Source organism: Roseivirga seohaensis subsp. aquiponti (genome assembly GCF_001267955.1).
GTDB classification, from domain to species: Bacteria; Bacteroidota; Bacteroidia; order Cytophagales; family Cyclobacteriaceae; genus Roseivirga; species Roseivirga seohaensis.
The window spans coordinates 164,515-181,112 of sequence record NZ_JSVA01000010.1; the positions used below are offsets into that span (position 1 = coordinate 164,515).

Below are 16,598 nucleotides of genomic sequence, written 5' to 3' on the forward strand. Positions count from 1 at the left end.
ATGAAAAAGTATGTCATAATCGCTTTAGCGGTGGTGGTAATGGGTTTGGGTGCATTGTATGTGTATTTAGGTGGACTCAACAGTATTGAATACACAGTTGAAAATGTGAACAATTACCACCTAGTGGGCAGAATGTTTCAAGGAAAGGCAGATGCCAAAGAAATTGAAGATTACTTTTTTGAAGCTAAAGATTTTGCCATTGGAGGCACTATTGATGGTGAATTGACCATTCTACATTACAACGATACCACTTTAGCGAAAAAGGAAATCAAACTTTTTATTGGGGTTTTACTCAATAACGCAGCCGATACACTTGACTTACCTGCTGGTTATGCTTTAGTAAAAGTGCCTGCACAAAAAGCAATTCGCGCCACTATTCTTGCGAACAATGCGGTAATTCCTGGTCCGGAAACCATTGAGGCTAAATTGAAAGAAAAGGCAGAAGAAACTGGCTTGATACCTCAAACATTCACCATCGAAAAATACCTTTCAGAAACAGAAATGGTGATTGATATGCCAGTGAAAAATTAAGCTTCCCGCAGCTTTTAATCCACCTCTTCCTGCTGTAGTTGCTTATCGTAAAGCTCTTTATAAACTCCGTTTTTAGCAAGTAGGGTTTCGTTGGTGCCTTGTTCTATGATTTCACCATCATCTAACACAATGATTTTATCAGCGAGTTTGGCGGAAGAAACACGGTGAGAAATAATGACCGAAGTTCTTCCTTTCATAATGCGTTGAAGGCTATTAAGAATCGTGTTTTCGGTATTTGTATCTACAGCAGAAAGTGCATCATCCATAATCAAGATTTTAGGATTTCGTACAATAGCTCTGGCAATGGATGCCCTTTGTTTTTGTCCACCAGAAAGTGTGATTCCACGTTCGCCTAGCATGGTTTCAAAACCTTTCGGGAAATCCATTATGTTTTCATACAAATCGGCATCTTTAGCAGCCTGAATAATATCTTCTTTAGAAATACCGTCAGCACCAAAAGCAATGTTACTTCCAATAGAATCACTAAAAAGGAAAACATCTTGTGGTACATAGCCCGTTTGAGACCTTAATTTCGACAGTCGGTAATCTTTAATACTGCGGCCGTCAATAGATATTTCGCCACCGGTGGCATCGTACATTCTTCCAATCAAATTGGCGATGGTGCTTTTACCTGAACCCGTAGTGCCAATAATAGCAATCGATTCTCCGGCATTCACCTCAAAGCTAATATTCTTCAAAGCCTTGGTGCCAGAATCTGGATAGGTAAAGCTTACATTTTCAAATTTGATATTCCCGTTCAGCTCTACATCTAAGTTCTTTTCAGAAACAATGTCATTTTTCTCTTTCAAGAATTCGTTGATTCTTTTTTGCGAAGCAGCGGCCATTTGAATAATACTGGTAATCCATCCCAAGGCGGTTACGGGCCATGTGAGCATGTTTACGTAAATCACAAACTCGGCAATGTTACCGTAGCTGATCTTTCCATCGATAACCTGATTACCGCCTATGTAAATGGTAAGGATTACGCTCAGACCAATCAAAGCCATAATTAAGGGGTGGAAAAGCGAGTTTACGAAAACCAATCGGAGCGATTTGTGCTTGTAGTTTTCGCTTTCTTTCAAGAAGTTTTTAACGGAATCTTTCTCACGCACAAAGGCCTTGATTACGCGTATTCCAGAGAATGCCTCTTGCGTAAAGGTAGACATACTCGAAAGGCTCTGTTGAATTTCCTCCGATCGTTTGTTGATCACATTATTTACGAAGTAAATACTTACAGAAAGTAAAGGAAGTGGCAAAAGTGCATAAAAAGTGAGCTCTGCATTTACTTTCAGCATTTCGTAAATTACCATTGGAAAAAGAACGAGCAGGTTGATACCGTACATAATTCCAGGTCCTAAATACATGCGCACACGGCTTACATCTTCCGAAATTCGGTTCATTAAGTCGCCAGTATTGTTCTTTCTGTAAAAGCTAAGGGGGAGGTTCTGGTATTGAACATAGACTTCATTCTTCAAGTCGTATTCAATTTTTCTAGACATTACAATAATGGTTTGCCGAACCAAAAAGAGAAAGAAACCTCTAAGTAAGGCCATTACAAGAATTAAGATACCGAGAATAACAACCCCAACTTCAAGCTTATTGAAAAGAGTACCTCCCAAGTTGCCACCTTCAAAAACATGATAAAGCGCAAAACTCTCTGTTACATAATCAATTGCGTAGCGCACCACCTTGGCAGGCCAAATGGCGAAATAGTTAGATACGATCAAAAAGATGATTCCTAAAACAAGAAGCAGCTTATACTTGAGAAGGTATTTATTAAGGTGGCTTAGTTCTTTCACGTTTTGCTTAACAGAACAGGTTGCAATAAGGTTGCCTGTCGTCAGTTATTCTTTAGAATTCTTCACTTTTTCGCTTACTTTTGCCCACCAGTAGAAAAGGCCAAATCAGCGAAGGATGTGGCAAATATAACTTAAACTACAAATTGACAATAATGGTAGAGGTAAACGGAACAGAAAAAGTGGGGAGCATCTCAATTTTCGAACAAGCTGCCAAGCTAGGCCATGAGCAAGTGGTTTTTTGCCACGATGAACCAACTGGTTTAAAAGCAATCATCGGTATTCATAACACAGTATTGGGGCCAGCCCTAGGCGGAACCCGTATGTGGAACTACGCAACTGAAGAAGAGGCAGCCATAGATGTTTTAAGACTTTCAAGAGGAATGACCTACAAGGCGGCCATATCTGGGCTTAATCTTGGTGGAGGAAAGGCTGTAATCATTGGCGATCCTGCTAAATTAAAGAATGAAGCGTTTCTTCGCAGATTCGGTAAGTTTGTAGACAGCCTAAATGGTAAATACATTACTGCTGAAGACATGAATATGAAAACCAGCGATATGGAACATATCGGTATGGAAACACAACATGTAACTGGTTTACCTGTTGAAATGGGCGGTAGTGGAGACCCTTCTCCGGTTACAGCTTATGGTGTTTATGTTGGTATGAAGGCCGCGGCAAAAAAAGCATACGGCTCTGATTCGCTTGCTGGTAAGAAAATATCTGTTCAAGGTGTTGGTCAAGTAGGAATGTACTTGGTTGAGCATTTAACAAAAGAAGGTGCTCAAGTTTTTATGACCGATATCAACCAAGACAGGTTGAAAATGGTTTCTGAGAAAACAGGTGCAACCGTAGTAGGAATGGACGAAATTTACGGTTTAGATGTAGATATTTATGCGCCTTGTGCTATGGGAGCAACCATTAATGACGACACTCTTTCGAAGCTTAAATGCTCAGTAATCGCTGGAGCAGCTAACAACCAGTTGAAAGATGAGGCACGTCATGGCAACATGCTCATCGAAAAGGGTATCGTGTATGCTCCTGATTTTGTAATAAATGCGGGCGGTATTATTAATATTACTGGCGAACTTAGAGGTTCGTATAGTAAAGACTTGGCCTATATGTGGACCGAGAAGATTTACGATACATGTACAAATATTTTAGCGAAAGCTGATCAAGACGGAATTCCTTCTCAGAAAGCAGCCATGCTATTGGCCGAAAAGAGAATCGAAGACGTAGGTAGAGTTAAACTTTCATTTTAATATAATGCAAGGGGGTTGTTAAAACTCCCTTCTACTTTTTATTTTTACCGTTCTTTAAAATTTTGAAATGCTTAACAGGAGATCACTAAGAGTAAAAGCGATGCAGTCATTATTCGCTTATGGTCAATGCAAAGAAGCTAACTATAACCTAGGTTTGGCTGAAATTGATGAGGCTTTCCTACCCGATTTAAACTCGATGGAAGTTCAAGACCGTGATTTACTAAAAACACAAAGACAGCAATGTAAGCGTGTTTATGCCAATAAAATCAATGGTACGGCATTAGATCCATCTGAGGTAATAGCAGAGGTAGCCCAGAAGGAGGCAAATAATGCTTATAAAAGCTACTTGGCAAGCCAAAAAAAGGATTTCGATCATATGCTGTCTTCTATGATTCTCGATGCAGAATCTTTGGTAGATCGATTCTTAGAAGTAGTGAGCTTGCTAATTGCATGGTCTGACTACTCAAAGGTAGAAGCAGATAAAAAATCTAAACTTTCTCCTGAAAAGCTCATTGTGGGCGATTATAACTTTTCTAAAAACAAGGTGATTGAGTTTTTTAGAAACTCTTCTAAGGTTCAGGTAGCTTTGGTGAAAAGGAACATCGGGTGGGAAGACGAAGAAGAGAATGTAAAGAACTGGTACAAAGAAGTTCTGAAGAAGGATGAGGTATACAACGAATACCGTAGAACGGCCAATCCTTCATTCGAAGAGGATAAAGCAATTGTAGACCACATTGTTAAGCAGGAGGTTTTTAAAATTGACATGATTTTATCCTTCTTCGAAGAAAGAGATATTTTCTGGCAAGAGAACAAGGCAATTGCTCGTAGTTTGGTGAGTCGCTCCATACGCGACCTCGAAGAAACCAGCTCGCCAAAAGAGTTTGACCTGCCAGATTTCTCTAACAACTGGGAAGAGGACAAGTCCTTTTTCGAGAAAATATTTAGATCAGTTGTTGAGAACGATGAAGAATACAGCAAAATTATTGGTGCAAAAACAAAGAATTGGGAAGTTGACAGGCTGGCAATTACCGACCAAATCATACTGAAAATGGCAATTGCCGAAATGCTGAATTTCCAAAGTATACCTGTAAAGGTTACTATAAATGAGTATATTGAGCTTTCGAAAAACTACAGTACTCCAAAGAGTAAACAATTCATAAACGGAATACTTGATGTGATCAGTGTAGAGCTAAAAACATCAGGAATGTTGAAAAAGAGTGGTAGAGGTTTAATGGATAATAAATAAACGTTAATGAGTAAAGGATCAAGCAACGTATTAGCATTTGTAATTGGCGCAGCCACGGGTGCTATTTTGGGTATTTTGTATGCCCCAGATAAAGGATCGAACACAAGAGACAAACTTTCGTATCAGCTAGATAAGTATAAGAAACAGCTAGAGGATTTATTGGAAGATCTTATCAACGGAAAACATGAAATAGCCTCTGAAGCAAAAGCTGAAGGAGAAAAAGTGGTTTCTGAAGCACGTTTGAAAGCAGAACAATTATTAACGGATGTAGACAATCTGATTGGTCAGATTAAGTCTGGAGACAAACACTAAATATAGAATTATGAAAACTAAATTATCTCTATTGAGTTTAGTAGCGTTGCTTTTTATCGCATCTTCTTGCGGTAATGCCGACATGGAAAAGAGACTTGCTACTTTGGAAAGAAGAGTCAATCAACTTGAGAATGGCGGTGTAGTAAGAAATAACGGCACGCTACCAGCTCAAACTGTAGTGAATAACCCAGAACAAAACCTTAGTGCTAATGCAGCCTTTAAGTGGGATCAAACACTTTATAACTTCGGCACAATTCAGCAAGGAGAAGTGGTGAATCATACATTTAAATTCACAAACTCTGGAACGGAGCCATTGTCTATTCAAAGCGCGTCTGCTTCATGTGGTTGTACAGTGCCTAGCTACTCTAGAGAGCCAATTGCACCAGGAGGAACAGGTGAGATTGTTGTTAGATTTGACAGCAAAGGAAAAACTGGTCAGCAAAGCCCTGTGATTACCATTGTAGCCAATACCAATCCTAAACAAACTAGATTAAGCTTAAGAGGTTTTGTTCAAACATCTACAGCTCCATAATTTTTAAATAACACAATGTTAGAAGGTATTTTATTACAAGCCAACGCACCTGCTGGTGGAGGTTGGATGCAGCAGTTGCTTCTTTTTGGAGGTATTGCTTTAGTGTTCTATTTCTTTATGATTAGACCACAACAGAAAAAACAAAAAGACCAGAAGAACTTTATTAACGACATTAAAAAGGGTGATCGAATTGTTACCATTGGCGGTGTTCATGGAAGAATAGCCGAAATGGATGAAGACACTATTACCTTGGATGTTGAGAAAGGGGCTAAAATCAAGTTTGAAAAAAGTGCCATTTCTTTAGAAGCAAGTAAAAAAGTGGCCGGTAAAGCTTAAGTGTGATTGAAAAGTGCTGAAGAAATAATTGAAATTCTAAAAAGATCTTTCAATACGCCCAGTACAAAGGACGAAAAATTGAAGGTGGTAGTATTATGCATAATAATATCTACCACCTTTTGGTTTTTTAGCGCCCTAAATAAATCCGATTACGTTACCCAAATCAACTACCCGATTAAGGTAGTTTACAACGACTCTCTTTACGTAGCCTTGTCAGAAATTCCAGATAAGCTTCCCCTTGAAGTTACTGGCGGAGGTTGGGACTTAATGACTCGTTCTTTTGGTTTTAGTATGAGTCCATTGGTTATAGAGTTAGACAATCCCGTTCGAGATAATTATCGGTTGGCCAGCAACCTGAGGCAAGACATTGCCCCTCAATTGGATCCAGTTTCGATTAATTATATTCTTAAAGACTCGCTAATATTTAACCTTGATGAGCGCGCTACTATCGATGTGGAAGTGGTATTCGACTCCACCCAGATTAAGCTAGCTCCAAACAGGAAAGTCACTTCTTCCATTTTAGTGGAGCCAAATCGTTTAATAATTAGTGGCCCCAAAAGTATGCTAGACACAATTAAACGACCTATCATAATCAGTGCTGGAGATTCAGAGTTTAGTAAAAACGTAGATCAAAAATTCAGTATAGAAAACTTTGGCACAGACTTAATTTCTACCAATATAGAGGAAATAACGGTGAAGTTTGAGGTTACTGAACTTGTCAGAAGAGAAGTGGAGCTTCCTATAAACCCAATTAATTTTAAGAACACAAACAATTCATTTGAACCCAATCGGGTGGTTGTTTCATATGATATATTGGTCAATGAAACGCGTAGCGTGGATTCACTCAATCTGGTTTTATCAGCAGATTATGCCAAGCTAAAAAAGGGCGACAATACAATACCTATTAGAATAGCAAAACAGCCCTCTTTTATAGAGAATCTTGAGTTATCTGCTATTGAAGTTAATTTGAAAGATAATGACTGACCCATTAATCGTTGGAATAACAGGGGGGATAGGCTCTGGCAAAACCACGGTTTGTAAAATTTTTCATCAGCTAGGTGTCCCCATTTATTTCGCAGATGATCGTGGAAAATACCTGTTAAGCAATGATAAATTACTTAAGAATCAGGTGATGAATTTGTTTGGTGCAGAAAGCTATTTGCCTGATGGTTTGCTTAATAGGAGCTTTTTGGCAAATAAGGTTTTTTCAAATACAGAAGAGTTGAATAAGTTAAATGGCTTAGTTCATCCGGCCGTGGCAAAGGATTTTTTACAATGGGAGAATAATCAAAGTGCCAAGGTGCTGATTAAAGAAGCTGCGTTATTTATTGAAAATGACTCATATACTGGATTGGATAAATTGATCACTATACTTGCTCCCGAAGATGTTCGAATTAACCGTGTGCTTATGCGTGATATACAACGAAATAAGGCACAAGTGTTAGACATCATGAGCAATCAAGTTGATGATAAACGCAGAAGAGAAGTGTCGGATTATTTAATTGATAATGGAGGCAGTAAATTGCTAATTCCTCAGGTACTCAAAATTTATAAAGAGCTTCAGAATACTAAGAATTAACAAAAGAAGGTAAGGAAATTTGATCCGCATAGAACTTCATTCTGCTATGCGAAAAGTCGAGTAAGTCTATTTTTTCAATCTTATCTAATTTGTGATTATAGAATACTTCTAGGTAATAATCTTGGAGCAAATAGAGGTTTACCTTATAGCCATAATAGCGAATACCAACAATGAACTTTCCATTTTGGTAAAGCTCTTTCACCTGCTCATGGATGTTCAGTTGTAAGAAATCGAAAAAAGTATTTGCCATAGCCTAATATAATCAATTTGCAGAAATCTAATGGGCTTAGGTATGTAAAGTATGAAACAATCGGCTGTCGTGCGGAATTATGGTCTTGTAGATAAACACATAAGACCCTTTAGAAGCGTAGTCATTGTAGGGTGATTTAATCACGTTTGGTGACTTGTTCAACTTGCGCAAGGTTTCCATGGCATCTTTAAAACTATCATTGTTCCAGTATCGCCAATGCTTGCATGTCATGTCGTGTCGAACAGTAGATTCGATATTTAGTAGGTTTTCGGCATTGGTAACTCCAATATTCCAAATTAGATGCTGTTTTGTATAGAACGTATTGCCGTCAATCCATTCCTTAATTTTTTGAGCACAGTGGAGGCTTTGAGGCGATTGAAAAACGTCCGATATAGTCAGAGCTGTATTCATAGGTTGGGCCTAATTAATGGTACTAATAAAATGAGTCTCTTTGTGTTAATAATTTGGGCAATAACACAACGGGAATTAACGAGTTAAAAAGTTAAATATCAACTATTTATGTGTTTAATTTATAGGTGGTATATGCTTTGAAATTCATTATTGCTTAGCTTGGTTATGTTTTCTGCAAAGATTAGTTTCTGAATAGCATTTAGTTGAGGGTATAAAATTTTTAAAATAGAATGTGTAGAGCTCTTCGACTTAAACTTTAGTTGTTTTTAATTTTTTCCTTTTATACCTTCATGGTCGTAAACAAAGTAATTTTCTGCGTTTACAAAAGAACAGAGACACATCTATATTGAACTTCATAGAGAAGTTGGCTTCCCTCCTTATTCTATAAGGGTGCTGTTGGTATGTACATGCCTATCCTTAATCTGTTGTTTAAAAAATTTTGCATGAGAACTTTAAGCCAATCGAATTTTATTAAAATAATTGAAGGAAAAGATTATGATTTCCTCATTAATGGATTTGCTTTCAGTCTAAAAGAGCCTGTTCAGTTAGAAAATGGCCAATTTCACTCACAACACATATATCATTTTAAGAATTGTAGGCTCCCACAGTTGATAGTATCAGAATCGGACGTATCATCACAATGGGTTTTTGAAAACTGTCAGATTGATGAAGTAGCTATTGAATCTAGTAGAGTAGCCAATATTCAATTTGAGAATTGTGTGATTGGTGATTTAGTCTATAAATTTAATCCAGATGCAGGAGCTTTAAGAATTCATGCCTGTAAGATCGATCATTTAGAATATCTCTCAAATTCTAAATTCCATTCCCTCTATATTGGATGCAACAACCTATTGGACAAGGTGAATATTCTTAATAACGGGATTGATAATACAAGTGCATCAGAATTTTACTTATGTCCCGAAAAATTTAATGCCATTAGGATTGAAAAGCTAACAGCATCCAAAATGGAGATAGGAACCTTTGGTGAATATTCAAATTTGTACTTGAATGAAATACGTGCAGACCATTTATTGTTGAGAAACTGTCATAGTAATAACTCGAAGGTTATTTTTAAAAGGATTCGCCCAAAAAGTAAAAATGGCGGGTTGCTTCAATTAATTGACTCAACAGTTGGTGCTTCTGTTTTCGAAGATGACTTTTTTAAATCTTACTTCTCTGTAGAATATAAAAACAGTACCATCGATAGTTTCGCCCTATGAAATGGTTGATTTTCTTTGCTTCTAATAAATCCCACCAATCCGCCTTTATTAAGGAGTAAATTTCAGTCGGTAATTTTTGAAATACCACATTATTCTCCAAGATGAATAGTACACTTTAATGCAGATATAATTTAATTCAAACAAAGGGTTTTATAATATAATTTGGTTATACTAATAGTTGAAATAAAAATTGTTATACTATTGGTGTTGAGTGAAATAGAAATCATATATTCGGGTCTAAACACTAAAACCAACATTATGAAAAAGTTAACCATTTTATTCGTATTTGTATTATTTGCTATGGGCTGTGCTGATAACATGGATACTGTTCCACAACCTATAGAGCCAGATACTACCATTGATGCAAACCTTGATGCTCCAAAAAGCTCTACCCCTGAAGAAGAAGAAGATAAGCCGATGCCTCCAAGATTGCCTAAAACTAATGGCTAAGGTTCATAGTTAAGGTTAACTATATATTTCTGTCTTTTTGTTTTGTTTTGACTTGAAATAATACCGATATTGAGGCGGTAAAATTTCTTGTCTGGCTTTTTTGTGCCTAAAATGAAAAGACTATTCCTTTTGATGATTATGCTTTTTCCCTTGACTCTCATTGGGCAAGTAAAGGAGTATAATGATTTAGTGGGAAAAGCTTTGCATGCTTTGGGTAATGATCGCTCTACAGAGGCTATTGAACTTACTCAAGAAGCCTTTTCATTGGCTTTCAAAAGAGGGGATACTTATCGTATGGTAGTGGCAAAAAGCACAATGGGTTACATCGGCATGACTGTAAGAGATTATGAGTCTGCTTATATAAACTATTCTGACGCGCTGAATTATTTACAGAAGTCTGACACTATTGATTTATATAATAAAGTATCTATTTTACGAAATCTAGCTCTCATTAAATCAAAATATTCTGATTATAAGATGGCAGCTGCCTTCTATAAAGAAGCTTATGAAACGGCTAGAGTTTATGTGAGAAGATACCCTGAATTGGCAAAGCAAAATGGTGATTTGAGTTTGCTTGTAGACCTTCCGTATTTTATGGCCATGCAAATGAAGAATAGTGGAGACTATACAGGAGCGGGTGAAATTTTATTGAATCTTTGGGAGGAATCAGAATTTAAAGGAGATACAGTGTCTTTGGCTAGGGCTCTCAATCAGTTAGGGATTATTAAGCTTGCTAATAAGGATTATTTAGAGGCACAGAACTTTTTTTCCTATGTAGCATTTAATAATGGCATTGATCCAGATACTAGAGCAATAGCCTTACAAAACTTGGGTGCTAGTTATTTAAGGTTAGGGAATTTGGAAAAAGCTGAAAAGTGGTATTCTGAAGCCCTAGCATTAAAAATTGAACATTCAAGTGCACGTTCTCAATTTGTTACTCTCTTAGATTATGGTGAGCTTGAATATAAAAAAGGAAATTCAACTGCGGCCATTGAGAAGTGGGAGTTGGCTCTAAAAACCTTCGATAAAATTGAAGCAGAGCCAGATTTGTTTATGATATATGATTGGCTACAAAAGGCTTATTTACAGATTGATATTACCAAGGCCGCTCGTTATGGCGATTTATATACCTCAAATATCCGAAACTGGATGGATATACAGCGTAACCAGAAGGATAACCCTAGCTTACAAGCTTTTAACACTAGAATAGATCAAGTATTAAGTAGTAGGAGAGAAAAGGCTGAGCAATTGGCTTTGATTAAAGAATACTGGCCATTGGGATTGGGGGTGGTGTTATTGCTTACCTTTTTATTGTATCACTTTCAGTTATTTCTTACCAAGCAAAGACGAATATTGATTGAAAAGCGTGTGCGAGAGGTTAGAGCAGCCAAAGCCCAAGAGATCTTGGATAAAATCAGAAGAGACCTTTAATTGTTTCCTTCTACATAAACAGCATAAAGCGATTTAATCCCTTCACGAAGTCTATGGTTTTCTTCCAGAATATCTAGCTCATTATCTTGTAACTCTCTTTGTATTGGACCTTGGTTTAGAATAAACCAATGTAGGTTAATTTGAGGGTAAACCCTCAAAATGGATTGAAGTGCATCATATCCCGGTTTTGTTTTTTCATCAATATACGATTTAACAGTGGGGCCTGATAGAGCCACCTTCCGAGCAAACTCTGCCGAATTTCCTTTCTCGTAATTGTCGATAATCCACTTTATCTTTTTGCCTGGGTGTTGGTCGAGATCCATCAATACGAATATAAGTTATTTATCCTGATTGATGGATTCACTTGTATATAAAATTGTTTTCAGCACTATTCGGGCATAAAAAAAGAGAGCTACTTAAGTAACTCTCTAAATTTTCTGGGTGGAAGATGGGACTCGAACCCACGACCCTCGGTACCACAAACCGATGCTCTAACCAACTGAGCTACAACCACCATTTAATTGGGTTTGCAAATGTAAGAGTTCGGTTTGAATTTGCAAATACTCTTAACTCATTTTTATCGATCAAATTCTAATCTATTTCCAGAACCTATATTATTTATTTCTCCATTTGAGAACACTCTTTTACCAGAAACAATTGTATTGGTAACTCTAGATTTAAATTGATGCCCTTCAAACGGAGACCATCCGCATTTTGAAAGCACATTCTCCCTGCTTACTTGCCAAGGATTATTTAAGTTTACAATAGCAATGTCTGCATAATAGCCTTCTCTTAAATAACCTCTTCTGTCAATTTGGAATAGGTCTGAAACCGCATGAGAGGTTTTTTCTACAATCTTTTCTAAGCTTATTTTACCTTGATGGTAAAGATCAAGCAATGCGACTAAAGAATGCTGTACCAATGGGCCACCTGAAGGAGCTTTGAAATAGCTGTTTTCTTTTTCCGCCAAGGTATGCGGAGCATGGTCCGTAGCAATTACATCAATCCTGTTTTCTATTACCCCTTTTAAAATTGCATCTCGGTCCGAAGCTGTTTTAACAGCTGGGTTCCATTTAATAAATGACCCTTTTTCAGCGTAATCCTGATCTGAAAACCATAGATGGTGAACGCAGGCTTCTGCCGTGATTTTTTTCTCCCTCAAAGGAATGTCGTTTCTGAAGAGTTCAAGCTCCTTCGCAGTTGAGATATGCAGAATATGAAGTCTTGCGCTTTTCTTTTTGGCCAAGTCAACAGCAAAGGATGAAGAAGCGTAACAAGCCTCTGCGCTTCTAATAATTGGATGTTCACTCATTGGAACATCTTCTCCATATTTGGCCTTCGCTTTGGCGGTATTGGCCTGAATTATTTCTTCCGATTCGCAATGGGTGGCAATAAGTGTAGGGGAATTTTCAAAAATATTTTCTAACGTCTTCTGATTATCAACCAACATGTTCCCCGTAGAAGAACCCATAAATACTTTTACACCACAGACTTTTCGTGGATCAGTTTTCAGAACTTCGTCCAAGTTGTCGTTTGAAGCTCCCATAAAGAAGGAGTAATTGGCCAAGCTGTTTTTAGCTGCAATTTGATATTTATCTTCAAGTAATTTTTGGGTTAACGTGTTAGGTACTGTGTTGGGCATTTCCATAAACGAAGTAATGCCGCCTGCCACAGCTGCCTTGGATTCTGTATAAATTTCTGCTTTATGAGTAAGTCCTGGTTCTCTAAAGTGAACTTGGTCATCAATTAACCCAGGCAATACATATTGACCGCTGGCGTCAATCACCTCATCGGCATTGAGGTGCTGAAGATCCTTGTCGATTTTTTGGATGAAACCATTTTCTATAAAGATGTCGGCTTCAAAAATTTTGTTTTCATTGATCAACTTTCCGTTGAGAATCAGTATTGAAGACATGCTAGTGTTTTTTATTGTGTAATGGGTTAACGTAATTGCAAGTTATTACCAAATAACTCCTCTGCAATTTATGGCCGAAGAAAACATTTCGTTCGAAGAATTAAAATTGAGTCGCCAGTTCCTCAATGCCATAGATGATCTTAGGTATACCGAACCGACACCAATTCAAAAAAGGGCCATTCCAATCGCTTTGGCAGGGCATGACCTATTGGGTATAGCACAAACGGGAACGGGTAAAACTGCTGCCTTTGTACTGCCTATTCTTATGAAGTTAAAATATGCTCAGGGAGATCATGCGCGGGCATTAATATTAGCTCCAACACGTGAGTTAGTAATGCAAATCGAGGATAATGCTAGGGAATTGTCTCGTTATACAGATTTAAGAATCGTGAGCTTATATGGAGGTTTGGGGCCAAAACAGCAAATAGAAGCTATTGAAAAAGGCGTGGATATAATAGTGAGTACGCCACAACGCTTTTTAGATATTTATTTAAAGGGGGTAATTCATACTAAGTTAATCAAAACTATGGTGTTGGATGAAGCCGATAAAATGATGGATATGGGTTTTATGCCTCAGATCAAGAATGTGCTTGAAGTAGTTCCTAGAAAACGCCAGAATATGCTTTTCTCTGCAACCATGCACGATAAAGTGATTTTGCTGACTGAAGACTTTCTGGAATTTCCTGAGAAAATTGAAATAGCTCCACAAGCTACCGTAATTGATACCATTGAGCAGCGACTTTATGAAGTGCCTAACTTTAAGACTAAGATTAACCTACTAGAATATTTTCTGAAGCGAGAAGAGTTTCAGCGGGTGATTGTTTTTACCAAAACAAGAACCAATGCCGATAACGTTTCTAAATTTATTGAGCGAAAGCAGCTTGGGCCTGTTCGAGTGATTCACGCCAATAAGGGGCAGAACTCTCGAATCAACGCCATGTATGAATTTAAGGAAGGAGATATCAGGGTATTGGTTTCAACCGATGTTACAGCGCGAGGAATGGACATTAGCATGGTGAGCCATGTAATCAATTTTGATGTGCCTTTAATAGATGAAGACTACGTGCACAGGATAGGAAGAACTGGTAGGGCCAATAATGCCGGAATTGCCATCACTTTTGCCAATGAATTGGAAATGTTTTCGGTAGCTAAAATCGAAGCACTAATTCAGAATACAATTACTCGTCACAATCTTCCTTCAGAAGTATTTGTAGAAAAAACACCTTTTATAGAGTCACAAGAAATTGCTCGGGCAATTGATGACCTTAAAAAGAAAGATGATCCAAATTTTAAAGGAGCATTTCATGAGAAAAAGAAGAAATTCTCAACCAAGGGAGGAAAGCCATCTTCGAGTAGAACAAAGGGTAAAGGGCAGCGTAAAGGAAAGAGAAAATAGAAATCTGGTCGAATTCTATTAAATTTACTATTAGATCAAAACTCAAATAACAATGAAAAAAATGATTATATCTGTTGGAATAGGGCTGGTTTGCCTTGTTACAGCACCAAAGGCCAATGCCCAGAGGGATGGCGAATTCCACTTAGATAAGACTTATAGCATTGGCGCTTCGGGAACGCTCTATCTAAATTCAGAAGATGCTGAAGTAAGAATTACAGGAAGTAGTAGAGCCGATGCTCATGTTAAAATTGACCGTACGCAAGAAGTAAGAGGCTTTTCTTCTGGCAGATCAGAATTCAATGTGATTGTAGAAAATCGAGGTGATGATTTACATATCACTGAGCGTGAAAGAAGTGGCGTTAGAATTCAAATGGGTTCTATTAGGACTGATTACCGTATTGATATTGAATTACCTGAGTCGGTTTCTATTCGTGTGAAAGGCGAAGACGATGATTATGTGGTTAGAAATGTAAATGGCAAAATTTATATGGAAACCGAAGATGGAGATATTGAAATTATTGATTGCAAAAGCAGTGATTTAGAATTTAGACTTGAAGATGGAGACCTTAGAATTGATGGAGGAAGTGGGGCTTTAACTGTCGAGTCTGAAGATGGTGATGTGGAAGTGAGGGCTGGAAACTTTAGCGACATTGATATTGATATTGAAGATGGAGATGTGATGTTAGAAACTTCGTTATCAGATAATGGAAGGTATATTGTTCGGGGTGAAGACTCTTCAATTGAATTTGTAGTTACCAACGGAGGTGGAGAATTTTCAATACTTAAGGATGATGGTAGTGTTCGCGCTTCAAGTGCATTTGAAACTGTTCGGGAATCAGACCATCGTTCGGAATTCAAGTTGGCTGGAGGTAAGGCCAATGTGGAAATTAGAACCGAAGACGGCAGAGTGAGACTTAGTAGAAATTAATCTACATAAAAAAATAGAATGACAGGCGTAGCGAGAGTTGCGCCTTTTTTAATGTAGTGGTTTTGGTTTTAATCCTTGGTCTTCTTCATTCCATTCCCATTCGCTTACCAATGCCCCTCCAAGAAAATAATTTCTGTGAATCTGTGCTGAACGGTAATTCTTTTTTATCGTGATGGTTGATTCTACATCTAAGATTGGGCTTAGTCGCTTCAAGTAATTTATATACTGAAGGTCTCCAAATCCGTAGTATTCTTGCCATTGAAGCAAAGCTCCAATGAGGGCGCTTTCAGTATCTTTTCCTGATTCAATAAACTCAATGAATTTCTGCTCGATCAAAGTCAGGCCTGATTCGGATGAGGGGAAACGCATTAAGTGTGCTTGAAAAGCTTTGGCCAAATAAGGGAATTCGTTGGAGGGAAGAAGAGTGAAATTCTCCAAATCTCTAGGGTCATTAGAGCAAAAGGCTTGATAAGCATCAGAGGCAAAATTGAAATCATTCCTACCTAAAATTCTTCTCTGCTCAAATAAGCTAGGGTACATTTCAGTGGGTAATTCTCCCAAGCCCATTAGTTTTTTATAGCCTCTAACTTGCCCTACGCAAACTAGAGAAATTTTGACATCACCTCTGTCTTGTTGTTTAAACCAATGAAGTAGCGCAATTAAATTCACTTGGCAGAATAAATCGTATTCAAACCAAAGAACCACTTCATTATAGGTTTCGAAGTTTTGGATTTTCTTAAACTCATCAATAACCTTTTCTTCATAGTCACTTGAGCTGGTTTGAGTAAAAGAAGTCATAAAAGTTTCTCTAGCTCGCCAAAATTCATCTGTTCCGAAGGAATTAAGCACAGGGCCATCGCTTAATACTTCGCGCCAAACCGCGCTGTCTCCGCTAATGCCCGATTTAGTAAGAAGGTAAAGGCTACTATCGCCATTGAGAATATGTAGAGTGCTTTGCATAAAAAAAGGGTTACCCGAAAGTAACCCTTTTCAAATTTAATTCAAT

The 16,598-nt window shown here is 37.7% G+C and carries 19 protein-coding genes and 1 tRNA gene; 13 read left to right on the forward strand and 7 right to left on the reverse strand.

Annotated elements, in window-relative coordinates; translation table 11 throughout:
- On the forward strand, positions 1 to 531 hold the full coding sequence (locus OB69_RS10235) for a hypothetical protein (RefSeq protein ID WP_157608542.1): 531 nt from the start codon (positions 1 to 3) through the stop codon (positions 529 to 531).
- Positions 532 to 545: 14 nt separating this feature from the next.
- On the opposite strand, the gene OB69_RS10240 is transcribed toward OB69_RS10235, so the two are convergent.
- Positions 546 to 2,330 carry an ABC transporter ATP-binding protein gene (locus OB69_RS10240; protein ID WP_053223633.1) on the reverse strand — a complete coding sequence of 595 codons (1,785 nt, stop codon included), beginning with the start codon at positions 2,328 to 2,330 and terminating at the stop codon, positions 546 to 548.
- A 152-nt stretch (positions 2,331 to 2,482) separates the two neighbouring features.
- On the opposite strand from OB69_RS10240, the gene OB69_RS10245 reads away from it, so the two are divergent.
- The 7 genes from OB69_RS10245 (at position 2,483) to coaE (ending at position 7,591) form a co-directional block, all read left to right on the forward strand.
- Entirely contained in the window at positions 2,483 to 3,586 is a 1,104-nt protein-coding gene (locus OB69_RS10245; protein ID WP_053223848.1) for a Glu/Leu/Phe/Val dehydrogenase dimerization domain-containing protein, read from the forward strand.
- A 67-nt stretch (positions 3,587 to 3,653) separates the two neighbouring features.
- Positions 3,654 to 4,832 (forward strand): transcription antitermination factor NusB, encoded by a 1,179-nt coding sequence (nusB, locus tag OB69_RS10250; RefSeq protein ID WP_071387060.1) that lies wholly within the window; start codon positions 3,654 to 3,656, stop codon positions 4,830 to 4,832.
- A 6-nt stretch (positions 4,833 to 4,838) separates the two neighbouring features.
- Positions 4,839 to 5,144 (forward strand): YtxH domain-containing protein, encoded by a 306-nt coding sequence (locus OB69_RS10255; RefSeq protein ID WP_053223635.1) that lies wholly within the window; start codon positions 4,839 to 4,841, stop codon positions 5,142 to 5,144.
- Between the two features lie 10 nt (positions 5,145 to 5,154).
- Positions 5,155 to 5,676: a DUF1573 domain-containing protein gene (locus OB69_RS10260; RefSeq protein WP_062300692.1), complete on the forward strand. Its 522-nt coding sequence runs from the start codon at positions 5,155 to 5,157 to the stop codon at positions 5,674 to 5,676.
- Positions 5,677 to 5,691: 15 nt separating this feature from the next.
- Positions 5,692 to 6,012, forward strand: a complete 321-nt coding sequence (gene yajC, locus OB69_RS10265) for a preprotein translocase subunit YajC (RefSeq protein WP_053223637.1) — start codon at positions 5,692 to 5,694, stop codon at positions 6,010 to 6,012.
- A gap of 6 nt (positions 6,013 to 6,018) precedes the next feature.
- Complete coding sequence (locus tag OB69_RS10270) at positions 6,019 to 6,996, forward strand: YbbR-like domain-containing protein (RefSeq protein ID WP_053223638.1); 978 nt, start codon at positions 6,019 to 6,021, stop codon at positions 6,994 to 6,996.
- On the forward strand, positions 6,989 to 7,591 hold the full coding sequence (gene coaE, locus OB69_RS10275) for a dephospho-CoA kinase (RefSeq protein ID WP_053223639.1): 603 nt from the start codon (positions 6,989 to 6,991) through the stop codon (positions 7,589 to 7,591). Before OB69_RS10270 ends, coaE begins: the two co-directional genes overlap by 8 nt.
- Here coaE and OB69_RS10280 read toward each other — a convergent pair.
- Both OB69_RS10280 and OB69_RS10285 read right to left on the reverse strand, forming a co-directional pair.
- Entirely contained in the window at positions 7,581 to 7,841 is a 261-nt protein-coding gene (locus OB69_RS10280; protein WP_053223640.1) for a hypothetical protein, read from the reverse strand. The genes coaE and OB69_RS10280 overlap by 11 nt on opposite strands.
- Before the next feature lie 36 nt (positions 7,842 to 7,877).
- Positions 7,878 to 8,252 (reverse strand): hypothetical protein, encoded by a 375-nt coding sequence (locus OB69_RS10285; protein ID WP_053223641.1) that lies wholly within the window; start codon positions 8,250 to 8,252, stop codon positions 7,878 to 7,880.
- Positions 8,253 to 8,695: 443 nt separating this feature from the next.
- Between OB69_RS10285 and OB69_RS10290 the strand changes: the two genes are divergently transcribed.
- The 3 genes from OB69_RS10290 (at position 8,696) to OB69_RS10300 (ending at position 11,353) form a co-directional block, all read left to right on the forward strand.
- Positions 8,696 to 9,472 (forward strand): hypothetical protein, encoded by a 777-nt coding sequence (locus tag OB69_RS10290; RefSeq protein ID WP_053223642.1) that lies wholly within the window; start codon positions 8,696 to 8,698, stop codon positions 9,470 to 9,472.
- A 258-nt stretch (positions 9,473 to 9,730) separates the two neighbouring features.
- The gene (locus tag OB69_RS10295; RefSeq protein WP_157608543.1) at positions 9,731 to 9,922 is read left to right on the forward strand and encodes a hypothetical protein; all 192 of its coding nucleotides are present in this window, start codon (positions 9,731 to 9,733) and stop codon (positions 9,920 to 9,922) included.
- Positions 9,923 to 10,033: 111 nt separating this feature from the next.
- Positions 10,034 to 11,353 carry a tetratricopeptide repeat protein gene (locus tag OB69_RS10300; RefSeq protein WP_157608544.1) on the forward strand — a complete coding sequence of 440 codons (1,320 nt, stop codon included), beginning with the start codon at positions 10,034 to 10,036 and terminating at the stop codon, positions 11,351 to 11,353.
- Here the strand turns inward: OB69_RS10300 and OB69_RS10305 are convergent.
- The 3 genes from OB69_RS10305 to OB69_RS10315 all read right to left on the reverse strand — a co-directional run bounded on the left by OB69_RS10305 (position 11,350) and on the right by OB69_RS10315 (position 13,268).
- A complete protein-coding gene (locus tag OB69_RS10305) occupies positions 11,350 to 11,676 on the reverse strand; it encodes a hypothetical protein (RefSeq protein WP_053223645.1) in 327 nt (108 codons plus the stop codon). The two genes, OB69_RS10300 and OB69_RS10305, sit on opposite strands and share 4 nt — an antisense overlap.
- A gap of 116 nt (positions 11,677 to 11,792) precedes the next feature.
- Positions 11,793 to 11,868, reverse strand: a tRNA-His gene (locus OB69_RS10310).
- A 62-nt stretch (positions 11,869 to 11,930) separates the two neighbouring features.
- Positions 11,931 to 13,268 (reverse strand): dihydroorotase, encoded by a 1,338-nt coding sequence (locus tag OB69_RS10315; RefSeq protein ID WP_053223646.1) that lies wholly within the window; start codon positions 13,266 to 13,268, stop codon positions 11,931 to 11,933.
- 70 nt (positions 13,269 to 13,338) lie between these two features.
- Here OB69_RS10315 and OB69_RS10320 point away from each other — a divergent pair, with 70 nt between their 5' ends.
- Positions 13,339 to 14,664: a DEAD/DEAH box helicase gene (locus tag OB69_RS10320; protein WP_053223647.1), complete on the forward strand. Its 1,326-nt coding sequence runs from the start codon at positions 13,339 to 13,341 to the stop codon at positions 14,662 to 14,664.
- Between the two features lie 52 nt (positions 14,665 to 14,716).
- On the forward strand, positions 14,717 to 15,592 hold the full coding sequence (locus tag OB69_RS10325; protein WP_053223648.1) for a DUF4097 family beta strand repeat-containing protein: 876 nt from the start codon (positions 14,717 to 14,719) through the stop codon (positions 15,590 to 15,592).
- Positions 15,593 to 15,640: 48 nt separating this feature from the next.
- Here the strand turns inward: OB69_RS10325 and OB69_RS10330 are convergent, their stop codons facing one another.
- Positions 15,641 to 16,552, reverse strand: a complete 912-nt coding sequence (locus OB69_RS10330; RefSeq protein ID WP_053223649.1) for a hypothetical protein — start codon at positions 16,550 to 16,552, stop codon at positions 15,641 to 15,643.
- Positions 16,553 to 16,598: the final 46 nt, after the last annotated feature.